Genomic DNA, 23,263 nt, shown 5'->3' with positions numbered 1-23,263 from the left:
ATGGATTTAGCATTGTACCTATTTTATAAAAAAGACACGAAACAATTAGCAGAATTATTGTTGAGTTCTCTAAAAGATTTTTCACAGGAGACTCATATGAAATCTAAAGAGGATTATTACTCAATCACCAATCCAAATTTCTCGATTATTGTACAAGACGATGATGAATTAGTGAATTTTACGAGAGAGGAGTTAAATTTAAATATTAATTACTGTATCAATATTTCTGTTTTTTCACGTTCACCCGAAGAGGGATTACAAGTCATATTTCAAGCGATTAATACTCTAACAGACAGGTTGGATGAGGATATTGCATTGACAGATAGTGAATCTGGAGTGATCTTTCTGCGGTCTGACGGTCAACTTGTCATTAACTCGCATTGCAGAGAGAACCCTGATATCTATAATTGGCCTTATGATTTACTGGATGGAGACTTTATTGAGAAGGATATGGCAGGGTTGATTTGAGATTTGGAGCTCCATTGATGCATTCATGACCGGGTAATTTTGGGTAAATTAATATACTCCGCAGATCAAGATGTTCAGACAGAAAATGCCGTTTTGAAAAAAATCGATATAAATCCCGGAGTAAGATCCCTGAACGTGTAGGTATGATCTCATTTAGAGAGGGAGATTAGCATAAAAAGGGAGTGCCTAAGTTCACTCTGTTAGAGCAGAAATAAGGTCCTTTACAAGCGTTGGAGAGTTAAGCTATGAGAGAAGAAAAAGTTAATGATACTTACTATGTTGGATACGAAGGATATCTTGAGACATTATTGGATCTTATGTGCCATTATGAGTCTACTGACAATGGTATTCTACAAGAACACTATGCCCATGAAGGTTGGTATGAGGAAAGTCCATGGGAAATACAGGACCTTGATTCAGTACAATTCTATATATATTCTGAGGTTGGTAGCTTTATGTGGGAAGTTATTAGATTGAATAGTTGACTCTAGAGGAGGAGGTATTAATGAATCAATTATGTAAAGGTATAGAAAGAATAAACAGCATTAATTGGGGTACTTCCGCTAGAACAGATGAGCCATCAAACATGGCCTTATTACAGGAGTATATTAGAAGAGCAGCAATATTGACCACTACATACCGTTTGAAAACATCGTATCCTTTCTTCAACGCTTCTCGTGCGCTTGGATATGACGTTGATCTGGATATAACTGAAAAATGTCCTCATTTAAAGGATTTGAAAAACAGTTTCCTAAAAGGAACGTGTGAAGCATATTTGGAATGGTTGTTATTATTTGATTCCGGAAATGAAATTGCGTCGGAGTTTCATGATTTGTATGAACCTTTGATTCTTTTAATCGAAAGAGGAGGAACCATTAGAAGACAGCATGGTGAGATTATTACAGGTGGCTATGCTTTTCCTCTAGCGCATGCCGAATACATGTCTAAGAAGGCACCAATTGATATAAGTGATCAGGGACTGGAAGCCTGGGTGAAGCAGTGATTTTTTAGATCAATCGTATGGCTCTAGCTCAAGCATTTTAAAAGTTAGAGGAGTGAGCGCATGGATTTTGATATCGTAGAGATAAAGGACTACTATGACACGGAAATAATTAATTATGACTTTACTAATCTAAAAGATTGGGGCATAAGTGAAGAGAATGCTCATTTTTTAATCGACATAGGAGTCCCAGAACAATATGATGATTTTTCCTTTTATGAATCTGAAGCTTTCCAAGTGAAAGCTATTGAAGGAGAGGAATATATTCAGATTGGCTACTTTGCAAGTTATGGTATGCGTGACTCGTATGGTCTCTATTTAAAACAAGGGAGCGATATGTTTTTCACGACATCATCATTGGATAAGTCCAACGTATATATGCTCAACAAGAATTTAGGAACCTTCTTTTTGTTTCATCTAATTAGAAGTGAATTGGCAACTAAAATGAGACTGGAAGGTACATATACCTCAGATGAGTATGCTAGAGCACTTCGTGGTTATTTTGAGAAGATTGATCCAATAGCAATGAAGAATGTCGAAGTCTACTGGTCACATTTGCTGGAAGACTACGAAACTGGGTTGTAACTCTTCGAGTAATCTTGCATGGTTCTACCTGTAAACAATTCCGGATCGTAAAGGAAATGCCTGCTAATAAAGTCTCTCTTATGTAACAAAAAACATGAAGAATCCGCTCTCATCCGAGAGTCGGATTTTTTCTCGTTATAACACCAATATAACTCTTGTCAAAACGTAATCATTACGATATGATAAAACTCATTGTTTAAATAATAATAATTACGATTAAGAAAATGATACATAGAGAGGGGCATTACCTTGAATAAAAAGACGCCGCTGCTGGCGCTGACCTCCCTGGTCCTAGGCGCCGGACTGCTGAGTGCCTGTGGATCTTCCGAAACGAGTCCCGCTGCGCAGCCTTCCACCGACAAAAACGTTCACTTCCTATATAACTTCTCCACCAGCTCACTGGACCCGCATGTTGATTCCAGCTATGTTCCACTTCGTGCGGGCATCACGGAAACGTTGGTTCGTCTCGACGAAGAGAATCTGACCGTCGCCCCATGGCTCGCCAAGAGCTGGGAGAGTGAAGACGGCCAGCATTGGACGATTGACCTGCGTGATGATGTGACGTTCCAGAACGGTAAGCCAATGACTGGAGACTCCGTCAAGGCATCACTGGAACGTGCACTGCAGGAAAGCCCTGCAATTCAGAATGCACTCAAGATCGACACCATTGAAGCTGAAGGTGACAAACTGGAGATCACAACGACCCAGCCATTCCCGGAATTTGCGTCCGAGCTGGTTAATCCGAATACGGCGATTATCGATGTAAGCGAGCCGGACATCGTAAATAAGCCGATCGGCACCGGGCCGTTCAAGCTGACTTCATTTACCCCGGGCAGCAAGCTTGAACTGGACCGCTACGATGAATATTGGGACGGTGCTTCACCACTCGACTCGGTAACGTTCTCGTTCAACGAAGATGCCAATGCCCGTACGCTTGCGCTTAAATCCGGACAGGTCGATATCGTTTATCGCCCGGAAGTTGAAAGTCTGGATTCTCTGAAAGCAATCGACGGCATGACTGTTGAATCCACATCCACGTTTCGTGTCCACCAAATGACGATGAACATGGAGCGTGAGAGCATCAAGGATTTGAATGTCCGCCGTGCGCTGGATGCACTGATTGATCGTCAGGGTATTGTCGATACGATCTTGCTCGGTTATGGTGAGGCGGCTATCGGACCGTTCCTGCCGTCTCTGCCGTTCGCACCCACCTATGATAAGACAGCATCACAATCAGGTGCTGACGTTGCGGTAAACTATCTCAAGGAAGCAGGCTACACACTGGAGAACGGGGTTATGACCAAGGACGGCAAGCCACTGCAGCTGACGCTGCTTACATATTCGGCTCGTGCCGATCTGCCGCTGATTGCTCAGGTCTTCCAGTCTGACGCCAAGAAGATTGGTATCGATATGCAAATTCGCCAGATCGACACACCAGAAGATTACATGGCGTCCAACCGTGATTGGGATCTGGCGACCTACAGTAACCTGACAGCACCACGCGGTGACGCTGGTTACTATCTGAACGCGACGTATCATCCAAATGGCGCACTCAATTTCAGCGGATCCGAAGATCCGGAACTGACTGCAATTATTGATGAGCTGAACCTTACGGTTGATCCGGAGAAGCGCGCGGAGCTTGCCGAAAAGGCAGCCAACTACGTACATGACAACATACTGAACTCATTCGTCCTGCATCCGGGAACAATCGTTGCCTACAACGGCAAGAAGATTAAGAACTGGGTGACAACTCGCAGTGAGTATTACATGATTACCAATAAGCTGGATGTGATGTAATGTTTCGCATTTTGCTTCGCAAGTTTCTTGAAGTGTTTATATTTCTGCTCTTCATTATGTTTGTGAGCTTCCTGTTCATTCGTCTCGCTCCCGGCGATCCGGTGCTGACCATTCTCAATGTGGACGAACTGTCCGTCAGTCAGGAGCAGGTTGAGGCCGTGCGGGAGGAAATGGGCTTCAATGATTCACTGCCGGTCCAGTTCGGGAACTGGTTGCTTGACTTCGTCCGGCTGGATTTCGGTGTATCGTATTCAACGGGGCAGCCTGTTATGCAGACTTTGATGCGTGCACTGCCGGCTACGGCGGAACTGACGATCGGCGCGCTGCTGGTCATGCTGGCTGTAGCGATTCCGCTCGGATCACTGTCTGCGCTCCATCGTGGCAGCTGGATCGACCGGGGCAGTCGTATGCTCTCCATTGTCGGTGCGGCCGTGCCAAGCTTCTGGCTGGGTCTGATTCTAATCGATCTGTTCGGTGTGCGCTTTGGTAATCTGCCAACGATGGGTCGGGATGGGTTCGGTTCACTTATTTTGCCATCTCTGACGCTGGGACTTGCCATCTCCAGCGTTTATGTGCGTCTTCTGCGCTCCAGTCTGCTCGATTCACTGAGCCAAGAGTTCGTGCGGTCGGCCCGGGCGAGGGGATTGTCCGAAGGCCGCATCTTCCTGCTGCATGCTTTCCGGCATAGTCTGCCGCCGGTCATTACCGTATTCGGCGTCAGCCTCGGCAGCCTGATTGGCGGAGTCGTCGTTATCGAGGTGCTGTTCGCCTATCCGGGTATCGGCAAACTCGTTGTCGACGCCATTCGTCAGCGCGATTATCCGCTGATTCAAGGTTACATTTTGATTATGGCAATCATCGTATTCCTCGTGAATACAGCAGTAGATCTATCTTATCGATATTTGAATCCAGAAATGAAGCTCAAGGAAAAGGAGGCTCACCGATGAAAACGATACTCTTGCGTCCTTTGGCCGCTAAATCAAAAAAACATAATTGGCAGGCAATAATCGCCCTGCTCTTCGCGCTGCTCGTCATCGGGGCCTCCTTGTATACCTTCGTATATCTGAAACATGACCCTACACTGACCGATCTGCGAGGAAGATTGCAGGCAGCAAGTGCACTGCACCCGCTCGGCACCGATCATTTGGGCCGCGACGTCCTGACACGCTTGCTGCTTGGCGGTGGGCAGACACTCGGCTACAGTTTGCTGGCGCTCGCCGCGGCACTGCTCATCGGGATTCCATTTGGTCTGATAGCAGGATACAAGCGAGGGTGGATCGACAAGCTTTTCATGCGGATCGCTGACGGCTTCCTCGCTTTTCCCGACACCATCGTTGCGATCGTGCTGAGCGGTCTGCTTGGCGCGGGGATCGGAAATCTGGTGCTGGCAATCGTTATCGTCAAATGGGTCAGCTATGCACGCCTTGTTCGCAGTACCGTCCTGTCCGAGTCACAAAAGGATTACATCCGTATTGCCCGGACGAACGGGCTGTCAGACGCAAGAATTATGACCAAGCACCTTCTTCCACATATTGCGGGGCATGTTCTCGTGCTGGCAAGCCTCGATTTAGGCAAGATCATTCTGCTAATCTCCTCGCTGTCCTACATTGGATTGGGGGCTCAGCCACCAACACCGGAGTGGGGGGCGATGCTGAATGACTCCAGGCCGTACTTTCAGTCCAGACCGGAGCTGATGGTTTATCCGGGTCTTGCGATTGTCTCGGTGGTACTGCTCGCCAACATGCTGGGTGACTATTTTAGAGACCGATTCGATGTGAAAAAGGAGGTGCAGCCGTGATTCTCTCCATTGAGGAACTGAGCATTGCCAGCCGTGACCGTACGATTGTAAATAACGTCTCGCTAGCCGTTCGCGAAGGCGAATTCATGGCACTGGTCGGGCAGAGCGGCAGCGGCAAAAGTCTACTCTCACAGGCAATCGGTCGACTGCTTCCGCCAAACCTGCATGCATCGGGACGGATCATGTTTGAAGGTAGCAATCTACTTGAACGGAAGCCGAAGGAGATGCGCGCCCTGCGGGGAAGCCGCATCTCGTATATTTTTCAGGACTACCAGGGGGCGTTTACGCCGTTCCGCAGCATTGGCGGACATTTTGACGAATACCAGAAAGTCCACGGAGAAAAATCTTCTGCCGTCCGCCGTGACCGCGCTGTCGAAGCGTTGGAATCAGTTGGCCTCGGCGCAGAGCTGCTCCGCCGTTATCCGTTTCAGCTAAGTGGTGGGCAGCTTCAGCGCGCTTCAATTGCGACATCGCTACTGCTGTCCCCCCGTCTGCTGATTGCGGATGAGGCGACGACAGCGCTCGACAGCGTCTCGGGTCACCGTGTATTGGAACTTCTTGCGCGCAAGCAGGCGGAGACCGGCTGCGCCATCCTATTCATAACGCATGACTGGCGCCATGTGCGCAGATATGCCAGCCGATTGGCGGTCATGAAGGAAGGGAAGATCGTTGAATCCGGCGGGAAGCACCGGATTCTCGATCATCCGCAGCATGAATATACCCGCCAGCTGATCGAGGCGGCTCCTGTTTTGAGCCGCTCATTGAAGTCTGGACTGAAGGAGGCGGAAACGCAATGAATACGCCTGAACATGAAGAACATACCGGATTAATTCAGGATGGAGGATCCTTTGTGAAAGATCAGGACCATTGCAAGTCGTCTACAACGCCAGTACTGGAAGTGGGACGTCTCAGCCGAACCTATGCTGGCGCAGATCATCCAGCCGTGAACGACATCTCCTTTGCCCTGAATCGAGGCGAGTGCCTCGGTCTCGTTGGTGAGAGCGGATGTGGCAAGAGTACGCTGGCACGCTGTCTGCTGAGGATAGAGGATTCGGATACCGGCTCGATTGTGCTCGGTGGACAAGACATTGCGCGGCTAAATGGCCGCCGGTTGCGCCCTCATCGTCGGAAGATCCAGATCGTATTCCAGAACCCTGCTGCAGCGCTGAACCCCAAACTCAAGATTGCGGATTCACTGATCGATCCTTATGAGCAGCTCGGGAGGGATATCAAGTTATCTCACTTTGCCTATACCTCAAAGGACGCTTATGTGCGGCAGCTGCTTGATGCTGTCGAGCTTCCAAGTGAGTTGGCTGAACGTTATCCGCATGAGCTGAGCGGTGGACAACGTCAGCGTGTCACCATTGCGCGTGCCATTGGTATTGAGCCGGAAGTAGTCGTCCTCGATGAACCGACAGCCAGCCTGGATGTGATCTCGCAGGGCGCTGTGCTGCAATTACTGACTGACCTACGGACATCACTGGGGCTGTCATATTTGTTCATCTCTCATGATCTGGCTGCCGTACACCGCATGAGCCAGCGCATCATCGTAATGCGAGAAGGACAGATCGTTGACCGCTTTGGTGCGGACATGCTACTTGCAGAAGAGCGCCATCCATATACCAAGGAACTCATTTCGATCTTCTGAATAGGCAACTTTGATTCAAAGGTAGCTTCCCGAATGACCAAGGAAAATGGAAGAAATGACGTGATGCGAGGGAGAACAACGGATTTAAATAGCTTATTTCCATGATATCATCATGCGAAATAAGCTTTTTATATAATTAAAGCAGGTAAAAGGTGTAGCTTGAATTAAAGTCTTTCATCAGAGAACGCGTTACGCTCTGCCATGTTTTCTATTATCTTGAAAAAATAAATCTTTCACCCCTATAAGCGGGTTAGCGGTAAGAATGAAACTAAAGTATACTAACATGTAGATCAAGTCACTTAAAATTGCATATTTCAATCTAACCGTAATATTGATACACTATGACCAAGGTTAATTTCGTTCAGAGAGGTTTGGGCCAGTTCAAGAACGGGCTCGCTGCAAATGCCAAATCGATAACGCTTACATCCTTTTGGCAAATATAGGATATAAGGACGGTAGACATGAGCCAGGGACAAACGAGTACAGATGTTATCTTGATTGGTGCCGGAATTATGAGTGCAACTTTGGGGACCTTGCTGAAAGAATTGGCACCAGATTGGAATATTAAGGTTTATGAGAAACTCGCCAGTGCAGGAGAGGAAAGCTCCAATGAATGGAATAATGCCGGAACCGGCCATTCTGCACTATGCGAATTGAACTATACCGTTGAACGACCGGACGGAACCGTAGATATTAGCAAAGCCATTAAGGTGAATGAGCATTTTCAAGTCTCAAGACAATTTTGGTCCTATCTCGTCAATAGCAATCTGATTCGTAATCCGCGGGACTTCATTATGCCGCTCCCCCATTTGAGTTATGTACACGGAGAGAGCAATGTCCTGTTTTTGAAAAGACGTTTTGAGGCTTTATCAAACCATCCTCTATTTGAGGGTATGGAATTCTCGGATGACCCAGCGAAACTGCGGAAATGGATTCCTCTCATGATGAAAGGTCGTAAGGGAAAAGAGCCGATCGCGGTAACCAAAATCGACTCCGGTACGGATGTTAACTTTGGTGCTTTAACGCGCATGCTGCTGGATCACCTGAAAGATCATAACGTGGATATCCACTACCAACATAGTGTGAAAAATATAAAACGCAAGAGCGATGGAGCCTGGGAGTTAACGGTGAAAAATCTGCGCAGTGGCGCAGTTGAGCGCCATACGGCCAAGTTTGTCTTTATCGGTGCGGGTGGAGGAAGCCTGCATTTGCTGCAAAAATCCGGCATTCCGGAAGGCAAACATATTGGCGGGTTCCCGGTTAGCGGGCTCTTCATGGTATGCAAGAATCCGGAGGTTGTCGAGCAGCATCATGCCAAGGTATACGGTAAAGCTTCGGTGGGAGCTCCGCCGATGTCTGTTCCACATCTGGACACCCGATTTATCGACAACCAGAAATCATTGCTGTTTGGCCCATTTGCCGGCTTCTCGCCCAAATTCCTGAAGACGGGTTCCAATGCCGACCTCATCACGTCGGTCAAAACACATAACCTCTTAACCATGCTTGCGGCAGGTGTCAAAGAGATTTCACTGACCAAATATCTGATTCAACAGTTGATGTTGTCCAAAGAGCAGCGTATGGAGGAACTGCGTGATTTTGTTCCAGATGCCAAAAGCGAGGATTGGGATATGGTCCTGGCAGGCCAGCGCGTGCAAGTCATTAAGGATACGGTTCAAGGCGGCAAAGGGACGCTTCAATTCGGTACAGAAGTCGTTACTGCTGCCGATGGCTCAATTGCGGCATTGCTCGGCGCATCGCCAGGGGCTTCGACTGCTGTGCAGGTCATGCTTGAGATTCTGCAACGATGCTTCCCGCAGCACATGGACTCGTGGGAGCCGAAGATCAAGGAAATGATTCCTTCGTACGGCGAGTCACTGGTGGAGAATCCGGAGCTTCTTCGCAAGGTTCACAAGACCACCGCTAAGGCGCTTGGACTAACGGATGAGAAGAAATTTGCTTCTGTGTAAACGAATGAAACGTGGATCGCAAAAATGCAGATAGTAACCATATGATCAATATGTAATACGATTGAAAAAGCCTTTGCTGACATTGCGAGTCGGCAAAGGCTTTTCTGTGTTTCATTTTGGATCAGGTACAATGATTAAGAGGCTATATGTAGATTTTTTTTGCTTCCTCATCAAAGAATGAAATGACATCCGGGTACGCCGTGATCTCAATCTGTTTCTGTCTCATCATCCTCTGAATGAAAATGGTGTCCGTGAAAATTTTATTGATGATGATCCCGCACCACTGCGGGGTGCTTTTGAAATAATTCACCAGTGCATGGATCTCTTCAAACCGAAAGTACAGAATATACAAACCATAATTCTGAAGCAGCATAGTGAAGCAATGGTCGCGATATGCCGTGGAATGATCTTCAGCCAGAAAGTCCCTCATGATGTCGAACAGAGCAGTGTTATTTTCAGTATACATCCGTATCATCTGATCTACGTCATTAATCAATTGTACGACAGCCTCTAACCGTTCCTCAGAAGGCATGCTCAACTTGGCTGTTTTACCTTCAATGGATCGTAGGAGCTCCACTGTAAGGCGCTTGCAGGCTTGTATTTCATGTGGCGCTATGACGATCTGGCCGCTGTATTTATCATAGTTTTCACTATAGTGGTCATGAAACGCCGAGAAGTAAGGCTCCAATTGAATATTGGTTTTTGTATGCACCAAGTCCTGCCCGCTGAATGAGCATGCGTGGAGGGTCTTCTCATTAACCGGATGCGCGTAGAGGTAGGAAAAGAAGAAAAAGTCTCTTAACTGGCGCTTCTCTCCCTCATTTAAGCTGGATACCCCATTTAATTGAGACAGCTGAAAGTAGCTATAGCTTTTCATAAAATCATTCATCGCACTGTATGCGTTGTATGAGTTGATGGACAGCGTGGTATTCATGGTAAACAGCAGATAATACAGGGTCAATTCATCGTATACATCCATCTGGTGAAAAACATCTGCGAGAACTGGCTCCCAATCTGGCTCAGGGACATAATGGGGATCTCTCGGTTGTAAGTCGTACAACCAACTAGTAAAGGTCTCCTCCGGATGTCCCGCCAAGAATAGTGCTGCACTATTGTCTTCATATAAGCCGTATTCAAAGGTCTCCGTCCTTACAGGCGGCAATCCAAGTTTGAATTTGATATTCATATACTCGTTGTACAGGATTTGAAGTTCCATCTGTCATAACCTCGCTTCGTGCGCTTATGTCGTTAAGTCTTAAATAATGGTATTCGACGCCTACCGGACTTTTCCTACATTCGGCAGTTCATCAAGCGATCTGTACTCTTCACAAGCTATATTGCCTAAGGATTTATGGAGTCGTAATACTTTCACCCTGTTGGGAGATCGTGGAATCAGAGATGATGGGTTCACCAAAGGTTCGGGTCACGAACTTCGGACCTCTGGCCTTCAGGCTATTGCGATCCTTCCTTCTAACTCAATTGGATGAAATAGGGTCGCAGCTTCCCTGAAGGATTTCATTTCAGAGAGGAGGCGTCCAGGCTATCATATTCCTTCCTTCTCAGCCAAAACCATTATGTTTAATAGGGGTATGGCTTTCCTGGACTCTTTTATCATGAACAATACCATTTATTTGCGAAGAGCGAACAAACTTATTATCGGACAACAAGAAGGGGAGAAACAGCTGCCGAAGGCTTATCTGGCCACTGCCCTTAAAAATATGGAAGCACTCGGATATACCTTCTCGGATGAGTTAATGCGAGCAGTACGAAGCCTATCCAAGGAACAATTTGAAACGTTATATATGCAGTTGGTGGCTGATCTGAGAATTATGGTCGGAGCACATGTGGAGTACAAACCGATGTATTCCGGATTCCCCATGCAGGTGATGCAAGAGGATGAAGCGGATCTGTATCTCAACGCAATCGTTCACTATCTGACCTTGGTCTATCCCGATCGTGAACCTGTGGAACGATTGCCTTTCATCGAGAAGAAAGACTTGAAAGTAATCCGCCTGGGAAACCAAGAGGAGTTTCAAACCTTGATCCGCCAACTGATCGAAGCGAAGGGCTCCATTTCGCCAACTGACAAGGAAGATATTGATACCGTGCTGGAACAAGCGGACCCGGATGAAGTGGATGCCATATTGCCTTCCGAAATTCCATTCAAGGAGAATGTGGGATTTGTGGTGGCTGCTCTGTTGAAGCATGAAAAGGCGGGAATAGAACGAATCGGCCCCTATTTCAAAACGGCAACGGACGTGCTCCGTCTGGCTGTCGCCTGGTCGGATGGTGATGTCAGCCTGGCTGCAGCCACTGCCTTCCGGAAGTTCAAACGGCGTGAGAGACGCCTGCTGCTTGGGCTGCTGGAGCAGTGCGGACAGATCACCGAGGATATGCTGCGATATAAGGACCGATGGATTCGTTTGGGCGAGATTCTTCACCCTTCCGAATATAAACTCCGGTATTCGCGCTGTGAAGAAGCTTTTGATATTTTGCGCAATGACAAGCCGTTTTCGACCTTTAACGGGAGTGTGGAGCTTGCCTTTCAATATCAGAATATCTGGAGTCTGATGGATCTGTTGTCCCAGCGCCCTGGTGAGTTCGCCAGAAGACTGGATCACTTGTTGCGGTCCACGGAAGAGCAGGAATATGTATTGCTGGCATTTGCTGAAGTTCTGGAGAACATCTCGACCCCTGTTTTGTTACAGGTCAAACATCACTTTGCCCGGCGTAATGAGCCGCAGGATATGCGAGTGTTCTTCCCGAAGGGAAATGTCGCCAAAGCTTTCGCCATCCGGAATGAACTTCAGGTAATTGATGAGACCACCTGTCGCGAGGTTGTGCTATTGTGTGAGCAGGCACTGGTTCAGCGTTTTGCCGACCTTCCTTCCTTGGGGAAAACGTATATCGATCCGCAGCTCCACAACTACCTTGTGCCCTTTTCCCAGAGATCAGCAAGCAAAGCTCTTCATACTATTGTTCGGGGGAGCCGGGTACCGATGGGAGAGGGAGATACGATCCGTTTCTTCAACTGGTGGAAAGAGGGCAAGGTTAACAGCCAGGACACGGGACGTGTCGATATCGACCTGTCTGCAGTGATGTATGATGAGAACTGGAACTACGTCGAGCACATATCCTATACGAATCTGCGTTCAGCCATGTACCAAGCGGTCCACAGCGGAGATATCGTATCCGCACCGAAGGGGGCATGTGAGTTCATTGATCTGCATATTCCGTCGATCGTTAACTATGGTGGCCGGTATGTAGTTGCTTCGTTGCTGTCGTTCACCAGTCATCCGTATTGTGACCTTCCGGAGTGCTTCGTGGGCTGGATGATGCGCAAGAAGCCGGGATCGGGCGAGATTTTCGAGCCTTCTACAGTGGCTAACAAAATCGACATTACTGCGGATACACAGATTGCGATTCCTGTTATCCTTGATCTGGTGGACCGTACAGTCATCTGGACTGATCTGGCGCTAACCAGACACCCGGATTACTACAACAATGTGGAAGGCAATGAAAAAGGAATGGTCTTGATGGGCAAAGCCATGACTGGACTGCGCAAGCCGGATCTGTACGACCTGTTCATGCTCCATGCCAAGGCAAGAGGTGAATTGGTGGATACGCTGGATCAAGCTGATACGGTCTATTCCGTAGGGCAAGGGGTTACACCCTTTGATATGGAGCAGATTATGGCGGAGTATCTGGTGTGAATAAAATAGAGATAGCTTATTAAATTAGAAGTTGAAGAAGAGCAGCACTTAGCTGCTCTTCTTTTGCGATTTCATTCTATTCTTTATTTGATCCGCAACCAACCTGTTATCCGCTCATGCAAGCTAGTGTTCACATACAAACTTTCTCGGATTTTTCACTTTCAGCACCTTCACATTTTTCGTCAGAAGGTCTTTATCACTCACAATCCACGTGTGATCAGCGGAGTTTCTCCTCCGGATCGCAAGGAAGTTGGATGGACTTCCCGCGTAAATCTTGTAGCCTTTTGTAAGGCTGTCGGAACAAAACGTTACGCATTCTCCTCGATTTTTATCACGAAAACCAACTTCGGTGATTACATTTCGTTTGGCGAGAAGGGTTGCACCTTGAATTAGGGGGACATATTGTTTCGCCTTGGCAGGGTAACGAAGCAGAAGGAGTTTCCTGCTGTTTAGGTACATATAATGGGCCCGTTTCCCTACAATATCTGCGTTGGTCTTTAGTAAGGTCTGCACACTATCCGTTAAATAGCCTGGCGCATAATAATCGTCATCATCGAATTTGGCAATGAGGCCATGTCTAGCCAGTGCAGCCCCATGATTGAGGCAATGACCCAGCGATACATTTTCTGGCAAGGAGAGTACTCTTACGTTCTTATGTTGATTGGCAGCCTTTATATACTCGCTCACCTTCAGCTTGTCATTATTTAAAATGACGATAAGCTCCTTATTCTTGTAATTTTGCCGGCTGTAGTTATGAAAAAGGTTGTGCATGCATTGTCGCCGCTTGGTACAGACCAAGATGGAAACGGCATTCTGACGATGTGATCGAACTGAAGTAGCCATTAGAATACGCCCTTTGGTTTCTTCTGTACAAATTTCTTGTAGTGCTTAACCGTCCGAATTTTTTTGCTATGCGAGAGCAGCTCCTTATCGCTGATGACCCACGTATGATCGGATGAGTTTTTCCTGCGGATCGCAACAAAGTTATGTCTCCCCGCCGAATAGACTTTGTAGCCCTTCCGTTTACTTCTTATGCAAAACAGATCATCTTCACCGACGTTTCGATTCGGAAACTGCACCTGGCTGAGTACATCCCGTTTGAAGACAAGAGTTGCGCCAGGGATCAGGGTAACAGGGCGATGTTCATCCTGAGGAAAACGAAGGATTAGATTCTTGGAGCCGCGTAAATACAGATAGTGTGACCGCTTGCCAATGACATCGGCATCGGTTCGCTGAAAGGTCTGCAGGCTTTCAGTCAAATAATAGGGAGCATAATAATCGTCATCATCGAACTTGGCGATATAGTTATATTTTGTTTTCTTAATCGCGTAGTTTAGGCAAGCACCAAGAGAGGTCCGTTCCGGAAGACGAGAAACATGTACGTTTCGAGTTTTTTTGGCTAAGCTTTGATAGGGAGCAAGAGGGATGTTATCGTTGTTAACGATAATGATCATTTCTTTCTTGGGATGCTTCTGTCGGCTGAAGTTATGAAACAGGTTTTTGATATAGCTCTGGCGTTTGGTGCAGGCAATAATAGATACGCCCTGCTTGTTAATCAGGCTTTTCGGGCTGGCTCCCATTCGATCTCTCTCCTTATCCGTGATGTTCAAAACTATCTTTCTATAAAATATGTGAAGGGCAAGTAAGAGGAACGGCATAACTGTAAAATGGAGAATTCGCCGCCTGTTTGGACGCCTGCCAATGAATAGCGAGGCATGCAGAATGGTGCAGGGAATGTCGGATGTGAGAAGTAAGGTTTTGTTATGCTTGGATCAACGGGGGAGGGAATGACATGAATACACTGGCACGACTGAATGAGGGATTGAGCTACATTGAGGCTAATCTGACAGAAACACTCGATATGAAAGAGGTAGCACGAATCGCTTGCTGCTCGGAATATCATTTTACACGCATGTTTTCCTTTCTTAGCGGTATTACCTTGTCCGAATATATCCGTCGTCGGCGCTTGACGCTGGCGGCACTCGAATTAAGCCGGAATGACAGCAAGGTCATTGATGTTGCCCTTAAATATGGATATACCTCTCCGGATTCCTTCGCCAGGGCGTTTCAAGGCATGCATGGTATCACACCTTCCGAAGCACGGAATCATGGGCCATCGCTCAAGGCCTTCCCCCGGATGACATTTCAATTGACCATTCAAGGAGGAAGCGAAATGAATTACCGTATTGAAGACAAAGAGGCCTTTCGGATTGTAGGGATTAGCAAAAGGGTGCCGATCGTGTTTAACGGGGTAAACCCGGACATCGCTGCGATGTATCAGCTGCTTACGCCGGAGTTGATCGAGACGATTAAAGGGCTATCCAATGTCCAGCCGCTCGGGCTCATTAGTGCTTCGGCCCATTTTAGCGAAGGACGGATGGAGGAGAGAGGGGAACTGGATCATTATATCGGTGCAGCGACCACTCAGGTGGCTCCCGAGGGTCTGGCATGCCTGGAAGTGCCTGCCTCGACGTGGGCCGTGTTTACTTCCGTTGGTCCTTTTCCGGAGACGCTCCAGGATGTGTGGGGACGAATCTATTCCGAGTGGTTTCCTTCCTCGGACTATGAGCTGAGCGAGGGACCGGAAATCCTTTGGAATGAGCACAAGGATACCACTTCTCCGCAATACAGAAGCGAGATGTGGATACCGATTCGGAAGCAATAAACGGTTGTTCCATCCTTCCTATGATTTATCTGGAAAAACAGGTGCCATCCAAGTTGACTGAGAAGACTTGAATGGCACCTATTTCATCTGCATATGTAGACAGCACATTGCTGGAGAAGGTGATCGGATAAGTGGTATAATTTTCAACAAGTAATGTAGAGTGAATGAACGGGAGGCAGCCGAATGAGAGAAGAGCTATTGGAACAGCTGGAGGAGTGGCATGAAGAGGACGAATTCCTGGAGATCGTGAATGCGGTTCAAGACATTCCTGCAGATAGCAGGGATTATGTGCTGATCAATCATTTGGGGAGAGCGCTGAACAATCTGGAACGTTATGAAGAGGCTGTTGAGCAGTTCTTGACGGTAGAGGAAGAAGGGAAGGATGACCCGCTGTGGCATTACCGCATCGGACTGGCTTACTACTATTTGGAGCAATATGAGGATGCCCGTACAGCTTTTGAAACGGCAGACCGCCTGGAGCCGGGAGATGAAGATACACAGGAATTCCTTGGCTGGATCCAGAGTAAAACGGCTGAGAAGCCTGCTGAGGAGGAAGTTCCGTCTGCTCCCGAATCCCCAGTTGAACACTTACACTTAAGTATTACAGACACGGAATCCACCGATTTTTGGGATGATAGCAATGAAGCACTGGAGAAATGGGTACTGCCTTCCCCTACGGAAGAACAGATCGAGTCGGTAGAGGAGCGGCTGGTCTTCAAATTGCCAAGAGCCTATGTCGATATGATGAAGGTACATAACGGCGGGGTTCCCCATTATCGGTATATCCCTGTTAGCGAAGCGGGAGCCGCAGAGAAGAAGCTCATTGAAATCTCGGGGATGCTCGGCATCGGCCAGGAGAAGAAGCATTCTCTGTGCGGTGAAGAGGGCAGCAGGTTCATCATTGAGCAGGGAGGATATCCGGAGATTGGTGTTGTACTATGCAAGTGCCCATCGGATTCTGAAATCATCATGCTGGATTACCGTGCATCCGATAATGCGGGTGAGCCCGAGGTTGTTCATGTGGATAAGGAAGATAATTATAAAATCACCTGGCTTGCTCCCGACTTTGACACCTTTGTCCGTAGTTTGGTCGCTGAGGACAATCACCGTCCCAACATCGATGGTCCAATATAAAATTAATTCCAATACCCATCCAATCCTTTCATGGAAATGAGAGTTGGGTGGGTATTTTTTAGTTTCGGCCTCTTCCAATATAAGTATATTGGGACATGGACGTTGCATAAGGAGTAATCCAGTGCTATTATTTAGACATCTAATAGTTTTATATCTAAATAGTATTTGAAGTGCGCTGCAGGCTTCTTATTAAACACCAATTCATTCAATTAAAGTGAGGAGCAAATGACATGGGAAGATTAGAAAATAAAGTAGCCATTATTACAGGCGGAGCATCAGGAATAGGCGAAAGTATGGTGGATCTTTTTGCACAGGAAGGCGCTATCGTTATTGCCGCGGATATTAATGATGCAGCGCTGGAGACAGCCAGTCAGAAGCAGAATGTGTACGGGATGAAGTTGAACGTGGCTTCGGATGAGAATTGGCAGGCACTGGCGAAGGCCGTCAACGAGCGCTTTGGCAAAATAGATATTCTGGTCAACAATGCCGGTATTTCATCCGAAAAACCATTTGAGGATATCAATCCGCAAGATTGGGAGAAAATGCTCTCCATTATTGGTTTTGGTCCATTTGCAGGTATCAAACATGTCACTCCTTACATGGCAGCCCAAAAGAAAGGCTCGATTGTCAACATTTCTTCGTACACTGCAATGATCGGACAAGGCTTCAATCACTACTCTGCATCGAAGGGTGCAGTGCGTGCGCTGTCCAAAGCGGCTGCTACGACCTTTGGTCGTCAGGGAATTCGTGTGAATGCCCTGTTCCCAGGGATTATAGAAACACCAATGACCCAATCTTTGAACACGTCCAAAGAACTGCTGGGTCGGCTGATCCAGGCAACGCCTTTGCAGCGTTTGGGACAAGCTATTGATATTGCCAATGCGGCGCTGTTCCTGGCTTCGGATGATTCCTCCTATATTACCGGCTCCGAGTTGGTTATTGATGGTGGATACTCCGCACAATAGTGTGTAGAATAATGACAGCCTTTAATTTTCATTAGGGGCTGTCTTTTTTATGAGGAGGCAGTTATGGAAGAGAAAACGATTTTTGAAATCATACACAATATGGATACCTTCACCAACAAGTTGATTATACAGTGGAACAAATCATTCAATGAGGACCTCGGCGTATCTCATGTTCTTGTGCTTTCCCATTTGAAGCAAAACGGAAGAAGTCGACCATCGGATATTGCGAAAGTACTGGGGCTTACCCCGCCGACTCTCAGTTATTTATCCGATAAGCTCGTCGGGAAGAAACTGGCTGTCAGGGTCGTTGATGAATCCGATCGCCGCAATAATTACCTGGATATCACCGAGGATGGCTCCGAAGTTCTTGGCAGAGCATCCATGGAGGGACAAAAGCTGCGCAGAGCGTTATTTGAAAAGTTAACAGCACAGGACCGGGAGAAGTTAGCGGAGATTTTTGAGAAGCTGAATCGCTAATGTTGTGTTGAGTTTTATATGTAAGAATTGAGTGAATGTTGACAGAGGGCAACTTTTTTTCTTATGATAATTGGGACTGCATCATTATGCTCTGAAGGAGACTGAGCCGTGATTGAAACCAACACGTCAAGACGCAATGAATCTCTTTTGCAAGTGCTGAACGTGCAGCACAAGGTCACCACTGACAATATTGCCAATGCAGACACACCCAATTACAAAAAGAAATCGGTGGAGTTTGAGGAAGCGCTGAGGCGTATCGTTGAAAACGGTACAACCAGGGAGCTGGACATGCACCGGACACATCCGAAGCATCTGCCTGCCAAGGATCTCAATTCTTCTATCGTTCCATACCGGATTGTGGAAAACAATGAGACAACGATGAACAACAATGGCAATAATGTGGACATTGATATTGAAATGGCGAACCTTGCGGAGAACCAGCTTATGTATAACTACATGGTTGACCGGGTAAGCGGACATTACAACAAAATGAAAAACATTCTGCAGACTTTGAAATGAAGAATGTCCAGCGGCCCCCAAGGGCTGCTTTTTTTATGGGCTGATGATGATGCATCACGGCCTATAACTCAACTGCAAAGTGGATCATTCCTTATGAATTAATAAAAAATGTAAATGCTAGTATAATGAGCATCAGAAGCGCAGGGTGAGTGGAAGCAGCGCTAATCGGGATCATGGTAGGAGAAAGATATGCGTAATTGGTTTAAAAATGAAAATGTGCAAATGACAGCGATCGCTTTGGCTACGGCCATAGGAGCACAATTTAAGATTAATCCCTTCCAGGAAGATTATTTTCGAATTGGCTTGGGCGTAAGCATCCTATTGTTTCTGCTCATGATCATGCCGCATCTGTCTTATGTTAAAACGGGGATTCTGACGGGTTTTACAAGCTTTATCGTTCAATCTGCAGATTTGCTGTACGATGTGAACTCCATGTCGGTTCTGGAAAGTTTGCATGACAATGTTGGAGCGGGTATTTATTATATCGTGTTCTCCTATGGTCTTAGCAAGTTTAAGGACAGGTTTCATGAGATACAACCGCTTCTTCTGGGTGGCTTAATCACGTGTGTTGATTTTTCCTCCAATCTCGCTGAGCTTTTCATTCGTGGCGTGTTGAATGGAACAAGCATCCTTGATATGAAAGAATGGCTGTATCTGTTCGTTGTGGGCGGGCTTCGCAGCTACTTTGTCAGCGGCCTGTATAACAGCCTTGCGGTAAGGCAGATGCGAGTGCTGCATGCAGAGCAGGAGAAGCGGATGGAGCAGATGCTGAATGTTAACTCCGGCCTGTACGGCGAAGTCTTTTATCTGAAGAAATCGATGAAGACGATTGAAGGCATTACGGCTGACAGCTATGACCTGTATCGGGATCTCAGGGAACAGGACATGAATCAATACAGCCACCGGACACTGGGGATCGCCCAGCAGATCCATGAGGTGAAGAAGGACTCGCAGCGCATTTTGGCAGGACTGCTGAAGTTATACGATAGTGAAAAGGCGGTCAACATGAGCCTGTCGGAGGTCCTGAACTTCGCAACCAAAGGCAACCGGAAATATAGCGAGATGCTGAACAAAAGAATTGAGATCGAGTTGGAGCAACAGTATGATTGCGATTCCCCTTTTTACATTCCGCTTTTAACCGTGATGAACAACCTGATCGCTAATGCAGTGGAGGCGATCGGGTCCGAAGGGACCATTCGGATACAGGTACTGGAACAGGAGGAGGATGTGCAATTTGTCGTTACGGACTCCGGCCAAGGTGTATCTGAAGCCAAACGAAATATTATTTTTGAACCTGGCTATACCACCAAATTTAATGAAGTAGGCATTGCGGCGACGGGCATCGGCTTATCCCATGTGCGGGATATTGTTCAATCTCTGGAAGGTCATATTACCATTGAATCTGTGGAGCAAGGCGGAAAAGGGACGACCTTTGTTGTTTCTATTCCCAAACGAAATCTGGTTAAAGGTGCGGAAGTGGAGGATTCTTTCCACCGAGATGAATGAGGCAAGCTAAGATAGCGACTTTTCCTTGCAACGGAAGAATCGCTATTTTAGCATTGACATGTTCAGTCTAGTATGACTTCTTTGGCCGGATGATCCAGAAACTCAAACATGGTCTTTACCTGTTCAGGGGTATTCCTTTCCAACGAAAGTTCAGGCAAATCATGCCTTTCGAAGAATTGGACTGCGCTGGTTTCCACGCCCGTTTCCGCTTTTCCTCCTGTAATTTCGCATTGAATAAACATCTTGTATATATGATAAGGTTCGGGCGGATGATCATGAAATTTTTTGTCCAGTACAGCCAAAAGCCGTACGGGCGCAACATCAAATCCGGATTCTTCCTTGATTTCTTTTACAGCTACTTCTGAAGGTGACAGGCCTATGTCGCTCCATCCCCCTGGTAAAGCCCACGCTCCATCGATTTTCTCCCGAACCAAAAGGATTTTATTTTCCTTGAAAACAACACCTCGAATATCTACTTTGGGTGTGGCGTAACCGGAATCGCTTGCAAAGGTGAGTGATATCTTTTCCTTGTTTACAGAAGTATAGTTAGCCAGGATATCGACACTGATCCGTCTCAGTTCCTCGTAACGTTCGATATCGTATACATCTTTGCCATAGGTTAAACCGGTCTGTGCAATAGCCTGAATCTGTTTCGCCCATTCCAACCACTTCATGTCCATGTTATGATCCCTCTTTCTATAGGTAGCTGCATAGGAAATAAATCCATTATAGCAGAGGAATTCCAGTGAATAATTACAAATAAGGGACAAAATCCAAGGAAGCTGGGCACAAAAAGAATAAATCTCGCTTAAAAATGAATTGCTTTTCATGAGGGAATTGCGAGATATTATAGAGAAATCAGATACGAAGGAGCGTGTGAAGTGAAAATTACGGTGGATCAACAGGGTACCTCCAAGGTTGCAATAATCGAGAGCGATGACATGGTCATCAATAATGTGCAAGATGCACTGGATTTGATGGCCTCCGTGAATTATTCGAATGAAGCTTACAAGCTCATTATCGACAAATCGAACATTGTGGAAGCTTTTTTCGATCTGAAGACCAAGCTCGCGGGCGATATTCTGCAAAAGTACGTTAACTATCAGGTGAAGCTTGCCATCATTGGGGATTTTGACGGATACAACAGCAAAAGCCTGAAGGATTTCATCTATGAGTGCAATAACGGCAAACATGTTTTCTTTGTGAAAACCAAAGAGGAAGCGCTTCAAATCTTGCATGGCCTGAATTAATCTGAATAAGGGAGGAATGCATGGTGAAGGAAAATAACAAGCTGCAGGTGCATGCCCTGGCAGAGATTGAGAATCTGAAAGTGCATGGCAGAACGACAGGGCAACGGGCGCCTTTAACGTTATTTTGGACAGGCAGTGCAATTGAACTCCAGGTCACAGGCTCCGAGCTATGGGTGGAGGTGCAGTCGGAGTACGACATATACGAACCTTGGATCAGCATCCTGATCAATGGTGTCCCTGTAAGCAGGCAGATGCTCACGGAAGGACGATACTGGGTCTGTGTATTCCGGGGCATGAGCGAAGGAACAGTGAAAAATGTGCGTATCGTTAAAGATGTGCAGGCGATGAGTGCCGACCCAGGCTGCTCGTTGCAGATGTATGCCGTGAAATCGGATGGAGCATTCCTGCCAGTGGCAGAGAAGCCATATAAGATTGAGTTTATTGGTGACAGTATTACATCTGGAGAAGGCGCAATAGGCGCCAAAGCGGAAGAAGACTGGATTCCGATGTGGTTCAGCGCCATACATAACTATACATTTAAGACAGCAGAGGCATTGGACGCAGACTACAGGGTGATCTCCCAGAGTGGTTGGGGCGTACTCACGAGCTGGGATAACAACCCGAATGGAAATATTCCCGCTTATTATGAGCAAGTCTGTGGTCTGCTCACTGGTGAGAAGAATCAGGCGCTCGGTGCCGGAGACAGGCATGATTTTGAGTCCTGGCAGCCGGATGTCGTTGTGATTAATCTCGGCAGTAACGATGGGGGGGCTTTCCATACACCTGAATGGAAAGATCCGGTCACGGGTGAGGTATACAAGCAGCGTTTGAATGAAGACGGGGGCTATCATGAGGAGGATTTGACAGCTTTTGAGTATGCGGTGGACTCCTTTTTGGTCAAACTTCGAAAGAGCAATCCAAAGGCACATCTTGTCTGGGCCTATGGCATGCTTGGATTTCCCATGATGCCTGCCATCTATCGTGCGGTTGATTGCTATACGAAGCGGACAGGTGACCGGACGGTTTCTGTTATACAGCTTCCTGATACAACGGAAGAGACCATAGGGGCTCGAACGCATCCGGGTGAATTGTCCCACCGACGGGCGGCGGAGACGTTAGTGGGGTACCTGCAAGGAATTCTGGTTGAAGTCTGAATGCTAAATTGCTCCAATAAGTCAAAGACCACCCTTAAGCCCTTCGGCAAAGCGTGGTCTTTTTCTTATCGGGATCTCTGTTATACCAGAACTTGATAACGGATGGATATGATCTGACCCAACGTCTGAGTCCCGATCATCTTCAGATGACTCGGTACGGTTCCCGTTGGAAATAAGGGGATGCCTTCACCAAGAATTTTGGGAATGATGGCAACCTCAATCTCGTCCAGCAGCTGCTTTTCCAGAACAGCCTGAACCAGTAGGCCGCCGCCAACAATCCATAGATCGTCATCGGACGCCTGTTTTAAACGGGGAATAAGGGTTTCTACGGACTCGGTCGTAAACTGTACATGTGGTGCGGGAGGTTGTTCCGAACGGGAGAGTACATATGTTGGCCGGTCTGCATAAGGGAAATCCTCTGACAGCGTAAGCACTTCTTCATAAGTGGTCCGCCCCATGACTACCGTCCCGATCGTTTGATAAAATGCAGCGTACCCGTTATCTCCGCCATCGCCTTCCACATCAAACAGCCAATCTACTGAACCATCCCGTCTTGCAATGTAACCATCCAGACTCATCGCAATGTACAGCACTACTTTATTGGACATTATTCATCG

The 23,263-nt window shown here is 47.1% G+C and carries 24 protein-coding genes; 19 read left to right on the top strand and 5 right to left on the bottom strand.

The window, feature by feature from the left end:
• The 10 genes from HP552_RS19300 (at position 1) to HP552_RS19255 (ending at position 9,263) form a co-directional block, all read left to right on the top strand.
• Positions 1-468: a hypothetical protein gene (locus HP552_RS19300; RefSeq protein WP_175397013.1), complete on the top strand. Its 468-nt coding sequence runs from the start codon at positions 1-3 to the stop codon at positions 466-468.
• A 245-nt stretch (positions 469-713) separates the two neighbouring features.
• A complete protein-coding gene (locus HP552_RS19295; protein WP_175397012.1) occupies positions 714-953 on the top strand; it encodes a hypothetical protein in 240 nt (79 codons plus the stop codon).
• 20 nt (positions 954-973) lie between these two features.
• Positions 974-1,471, top strand: coding sequence for a hypothetical protein (locus tag HP552_RS19290; RefSeq protein ID WP_175397011.1), 498 nt, complete (start codon positions 974-976; stop codon positions 1,469-1,471).
• A gap of 60 nt (positions 1,472-1,531) precedes the next feature.
• Positions 1,532-2,053 carry an SUKH-4 family immunity protein gene (locus HP552_RS19285; protein ID WP_175397010.1) on the top strand — a complete coding sequence of 174 codons (522 nt, stop codon included), beginning with the start codon at positions 1,532-1,534 and terminating at the stop codon, positions 2,051-2,053.
• A gap of 249 nt (positions 2,054-2,302) precedes the next feature.
• Complete coding sequence (gene nikA, locus HP552_RS19280; RefSeq protein ID WP_175397009.1) at positions 2,303-3,850, top strand: nickel ABC transporter substrate-binding protein; 1,548 nt, start codon at positions 2,303-2,305, stop codon at positions 3,848-3,850.
• On the top strand, positions 3,850-4,797 hold the full coding sequence (nikB, locus tag HP552_RS19275; RefSeq protein ID WP_175397008.1) for a nickel ABC transporter permease: 948 nt from the start codon (positions 3,850-3,852) through the stop codon (positions 4,795-4,797). The genes nikA and nikB overlap by 1 nt, the downstream gene beginning before the upstream one ends.
• Positions 4,794-5,648 carry a nickel transporter permease gene (nikC, locus tag HP552_RS19270; RefSeq protein WP_175397007.1) on the top strand — a complete coding sequence of 285 codons (855 nt, stop codon included), beginning with the start codon at positions 4,794-4,796 and terminating at the stop codon, positions 5,646-5,648. Before nikB ends, nikC begins: the two co-directional genes overlap by 4 nt.
• Positions 5,645-6,445, top strand: a complete 801-nt coding sequence (locus tag HP552_RS19265; RefSeq protein WP_175397006.1) for an ABC transporter ATP-binding protein — start codon at positions 5,645-5,647, stop codon at positions 6,443-6,445. The genes nikC and HP552_RS19265 overlap by 4 nt, the downstream gene beginning before the upstream one ends.
• A complete protein-coding gene (locus HP552_RS19260) occupies positions 6,442-7,296 on the top strand; it encodes an ABC transporter ATP-binding protein (protein WP_175397005.1) in 855 nt (284 codons plus the stop codon). Before HP552_RS19265 ends, HP552_RS19260 begins: the two co-directional genes overlap by 4 nt.
• Positions 7,297-7,757: 461 nt before the next feature.
• On the top strand, positions 7,758-9,263 hold the full coding sequence (locus tag HP552_RS19255; protein ID WP_175397004.1) for a malate:quinone oxidoreductase: 1,506 nt from the start codon (positions 7,758-7,760) through the stop codon (positions 9,261-9,263).
• A gap of 142 nt (positions 9,264-9,405) precedes the next feature.
• Here the strand turns inward: HP552_RS19255 and HP552_RS19250 are convergent, their stop codons facing one another.
• Positions 9,406-10,479, bottom strand: coding sequence for a hypothetical protein (locus HP552_RS19250; protein ID WP_175397003.1), 1,074 nt, complete (start codon positions 10,477-10,479; stop codon positions 9,406-9,408).
• A 397-nt stretch (positions 10,480-10,876) separates the two neighbouring features.
• On the opposite strand from HP552_RS19250, the gene HP552_RS19245 reads away from it, so the two are divergent.
• On the top strand, positions 10,877-12,976 hold the full coding sequence (locus tag HP552_RS19245; RefSeq protein WP_175397002.1) for a TerD family protein: 2,100 nt from the start codon (positions 10,877-10,879) through the stop codon (positions 12,974-12,976).
• 123 nt (positions 12,977-13,099) lie between these two features.
• Here HP552_RS19245 and HP552_RS19240 read toward each other — a convergent pair whose 3' ends face one another.
• Both HP552_RS19240 and HP552_RS19235 read right to left on the bottom strand, forming a co-directional pair.
• Positions 13,100-13,819, bottom strand: a complete 720-nt coding sequence (locus HP552_RS19240; RefSeq protein WP_175397001.1) for a glycosyltransferase family 2 protein — start codon at positions 13,817-13,819, stop codon at positions 13,100-13,102.
• On the bottom strand, positions 13,819-14,556 hold the full coding sequence (locus tag HP552_RS19235; protein ID WP_175397000.1) for a glycosyltransferase family 2 protein: 738 nt from the start codon (positions 14,554-14,556) through the stop codon (positions 13,819-13,821). Before HP552_RS19235 ends, HP552_RS19240 begins: the two co-directional genes overlap by 1 nt.
• Before the next feature lie 212 nt (positions 14,557-14,768).
• Between HP552_RS19235 and HP552_RS19230 the strand changes: the two genes are divergently transcribed.
• The 6 genes from HP552_RS19230 (at position 14,769) to HP552_RS19205 (ending at position 20,242) form a co-directional block, all read left to right on the top strand.
• On the top strand, positions 14,769-15,641 hold the full coding sequence (locus tag HP552_RS19230; RefSeq protein ID WP_175396999.1) for an AraC family transcriptional regulator: 873 nt from the start codon (positions 14,769-14,771) through the stop codon (positions 15,639-15,641).
• Positions 15,642-15,824: 183 nt separating this feature from the next.
• The gene (locus HP552_RS19225; protein ID WP_175396998.1) at positions 15,825-16,775 is read left to right on the top strand and encodes an SMI1/KNR4 family protein; all 951 of its coding nucleotides are present in this window, start codon (positions 15,825-15,827) and stop codon (positions 16,773-16,775) included.
• A gap of 230 nt (positions 16,776-17,005) precedes the next feature.
• Positions 17,006-17,740: an SDR family NAD(P)-dependent oxidoreductase gene (locus HP552_RS19220; RefSeq protein ID WP_175396997.1), complete on the top strand. Its 735-nt coding sequence runs from the start codon at positions 17,006-17,008 to the stop codon at positions 17,738-17,740.
• Positions 17,741-17,803: 63 nt separating this feature from the next.
• A complete protein-coding gene (locus HP552_RS19215) occupies positions 17,804-18,217 on the top strand; it encodes a MarR family winged helix-turn-helix transcriptional regulator (RefSeq protein WP_175396996.1) in 414 nt (137 codons plus the stop codon).
• A 108-nt stretch (positions 18,218-18,325) separates the two neighbouring features.
• Positions 18,326-18,736, top strand: coding sequence for a flagellar basal body rod protein FlgB (flgB, locus tag HP552_RS19210; RefSeq protein WP_175396995.1), 411 nt, complete (start codon positions 18,326-18,328; stop codon positions 18,734-18,736).
• A 189-nt stretch (positions 18,737-18,925) separates the two neighbouring features.
• Positions 18,926-20,242: a sensor histidine kinase gene (locus HP552_RS19205; protein ID WP_175396994.1), complete on the top strand. Its 1,317-nt coding sequence runs from the start codon at positions 18,926-18,928 to the stop codon at positions 20,240-20,242.
• A gap of 62 nt (positions 20,243-20,304) precedes the next feature.
• Here the strand turns inward: HP552_RS19205 and HP552_RS19200 are convergent, their stop codons facing one another.
• Entirely contained in the window at positions 20,305-20,922 is a 618-nt protein-coding gene (locus tag HP552_RS19200) for an NUDIX hydrolase (RefSeq protein ID WP_175396993.1), read from the bottom strand.
• Positions 20,923-21,123: 201 nt separating this feature from the next.
• Between HP552_RS19200 and HP552_RS19195 the strand changes: the two genes are divergently transcribed.
• Both HP552_RS19195 and HP552_RS19190 read left to right on the top strand, forming a co-directional pair.
• Positions 21,124-21,492 (top strand): DUF4180 domain-containing protein, encoded by a 369-nt coding sequence (locus HP552_RS19195; protein ID WP_175396992.1) that lies wholly within the window; start codon positions 21,124-21,126, stop codon positions 21,490-21,492.
• A gap of 20 nt (positions 21,493-21,512) precedes the next feature.
• Positions 21,513-22,646 carry an SGNH/GDSL hydrolase family protein gene (locus HP552_RS19190; protein WP_217506478.1) on the top strand — a complete coding sequence of 378 codons (1,134 nt, stop codon included), beginning with the start codon at positions 21,513-21,515 and terminating at the stop codon, positions 22,644-22,646.
• An 80-nt stretch (positions 22,647-22,726) separates the two neighbouring features.
• On the opposite strand, the gene HP552_RS19185 is transcribed toward HP552_RS19190, so the two are convergent.
• Complete coding sequence (locus HP552_RS19185; protein ID WP_175396991.1) at positions 22,727-23,254, bottom strand: dihydrofolate reductase family protein; 528 nt, start codon at positions 23,252-23,254, stop codon at positions 22,727-22,729.
• Positions 23,255-23,263 lie beyond the last annotated feature (9 nt).

The sequence above is a fragment of the Paenibacillus xylanilyticus genome, assembly GCF_013359935.1.
Taxonomy (GTDB): domain Bacteria; phylum Bacillota; class Bacilli; order Paenibacillales; family Paenibacillaceae; genus Paenibacillus; species Paenibacillus xylanilyticus.
This window is presented reverse-complemented; position numbering and strand designations above follow the sequence as displayed.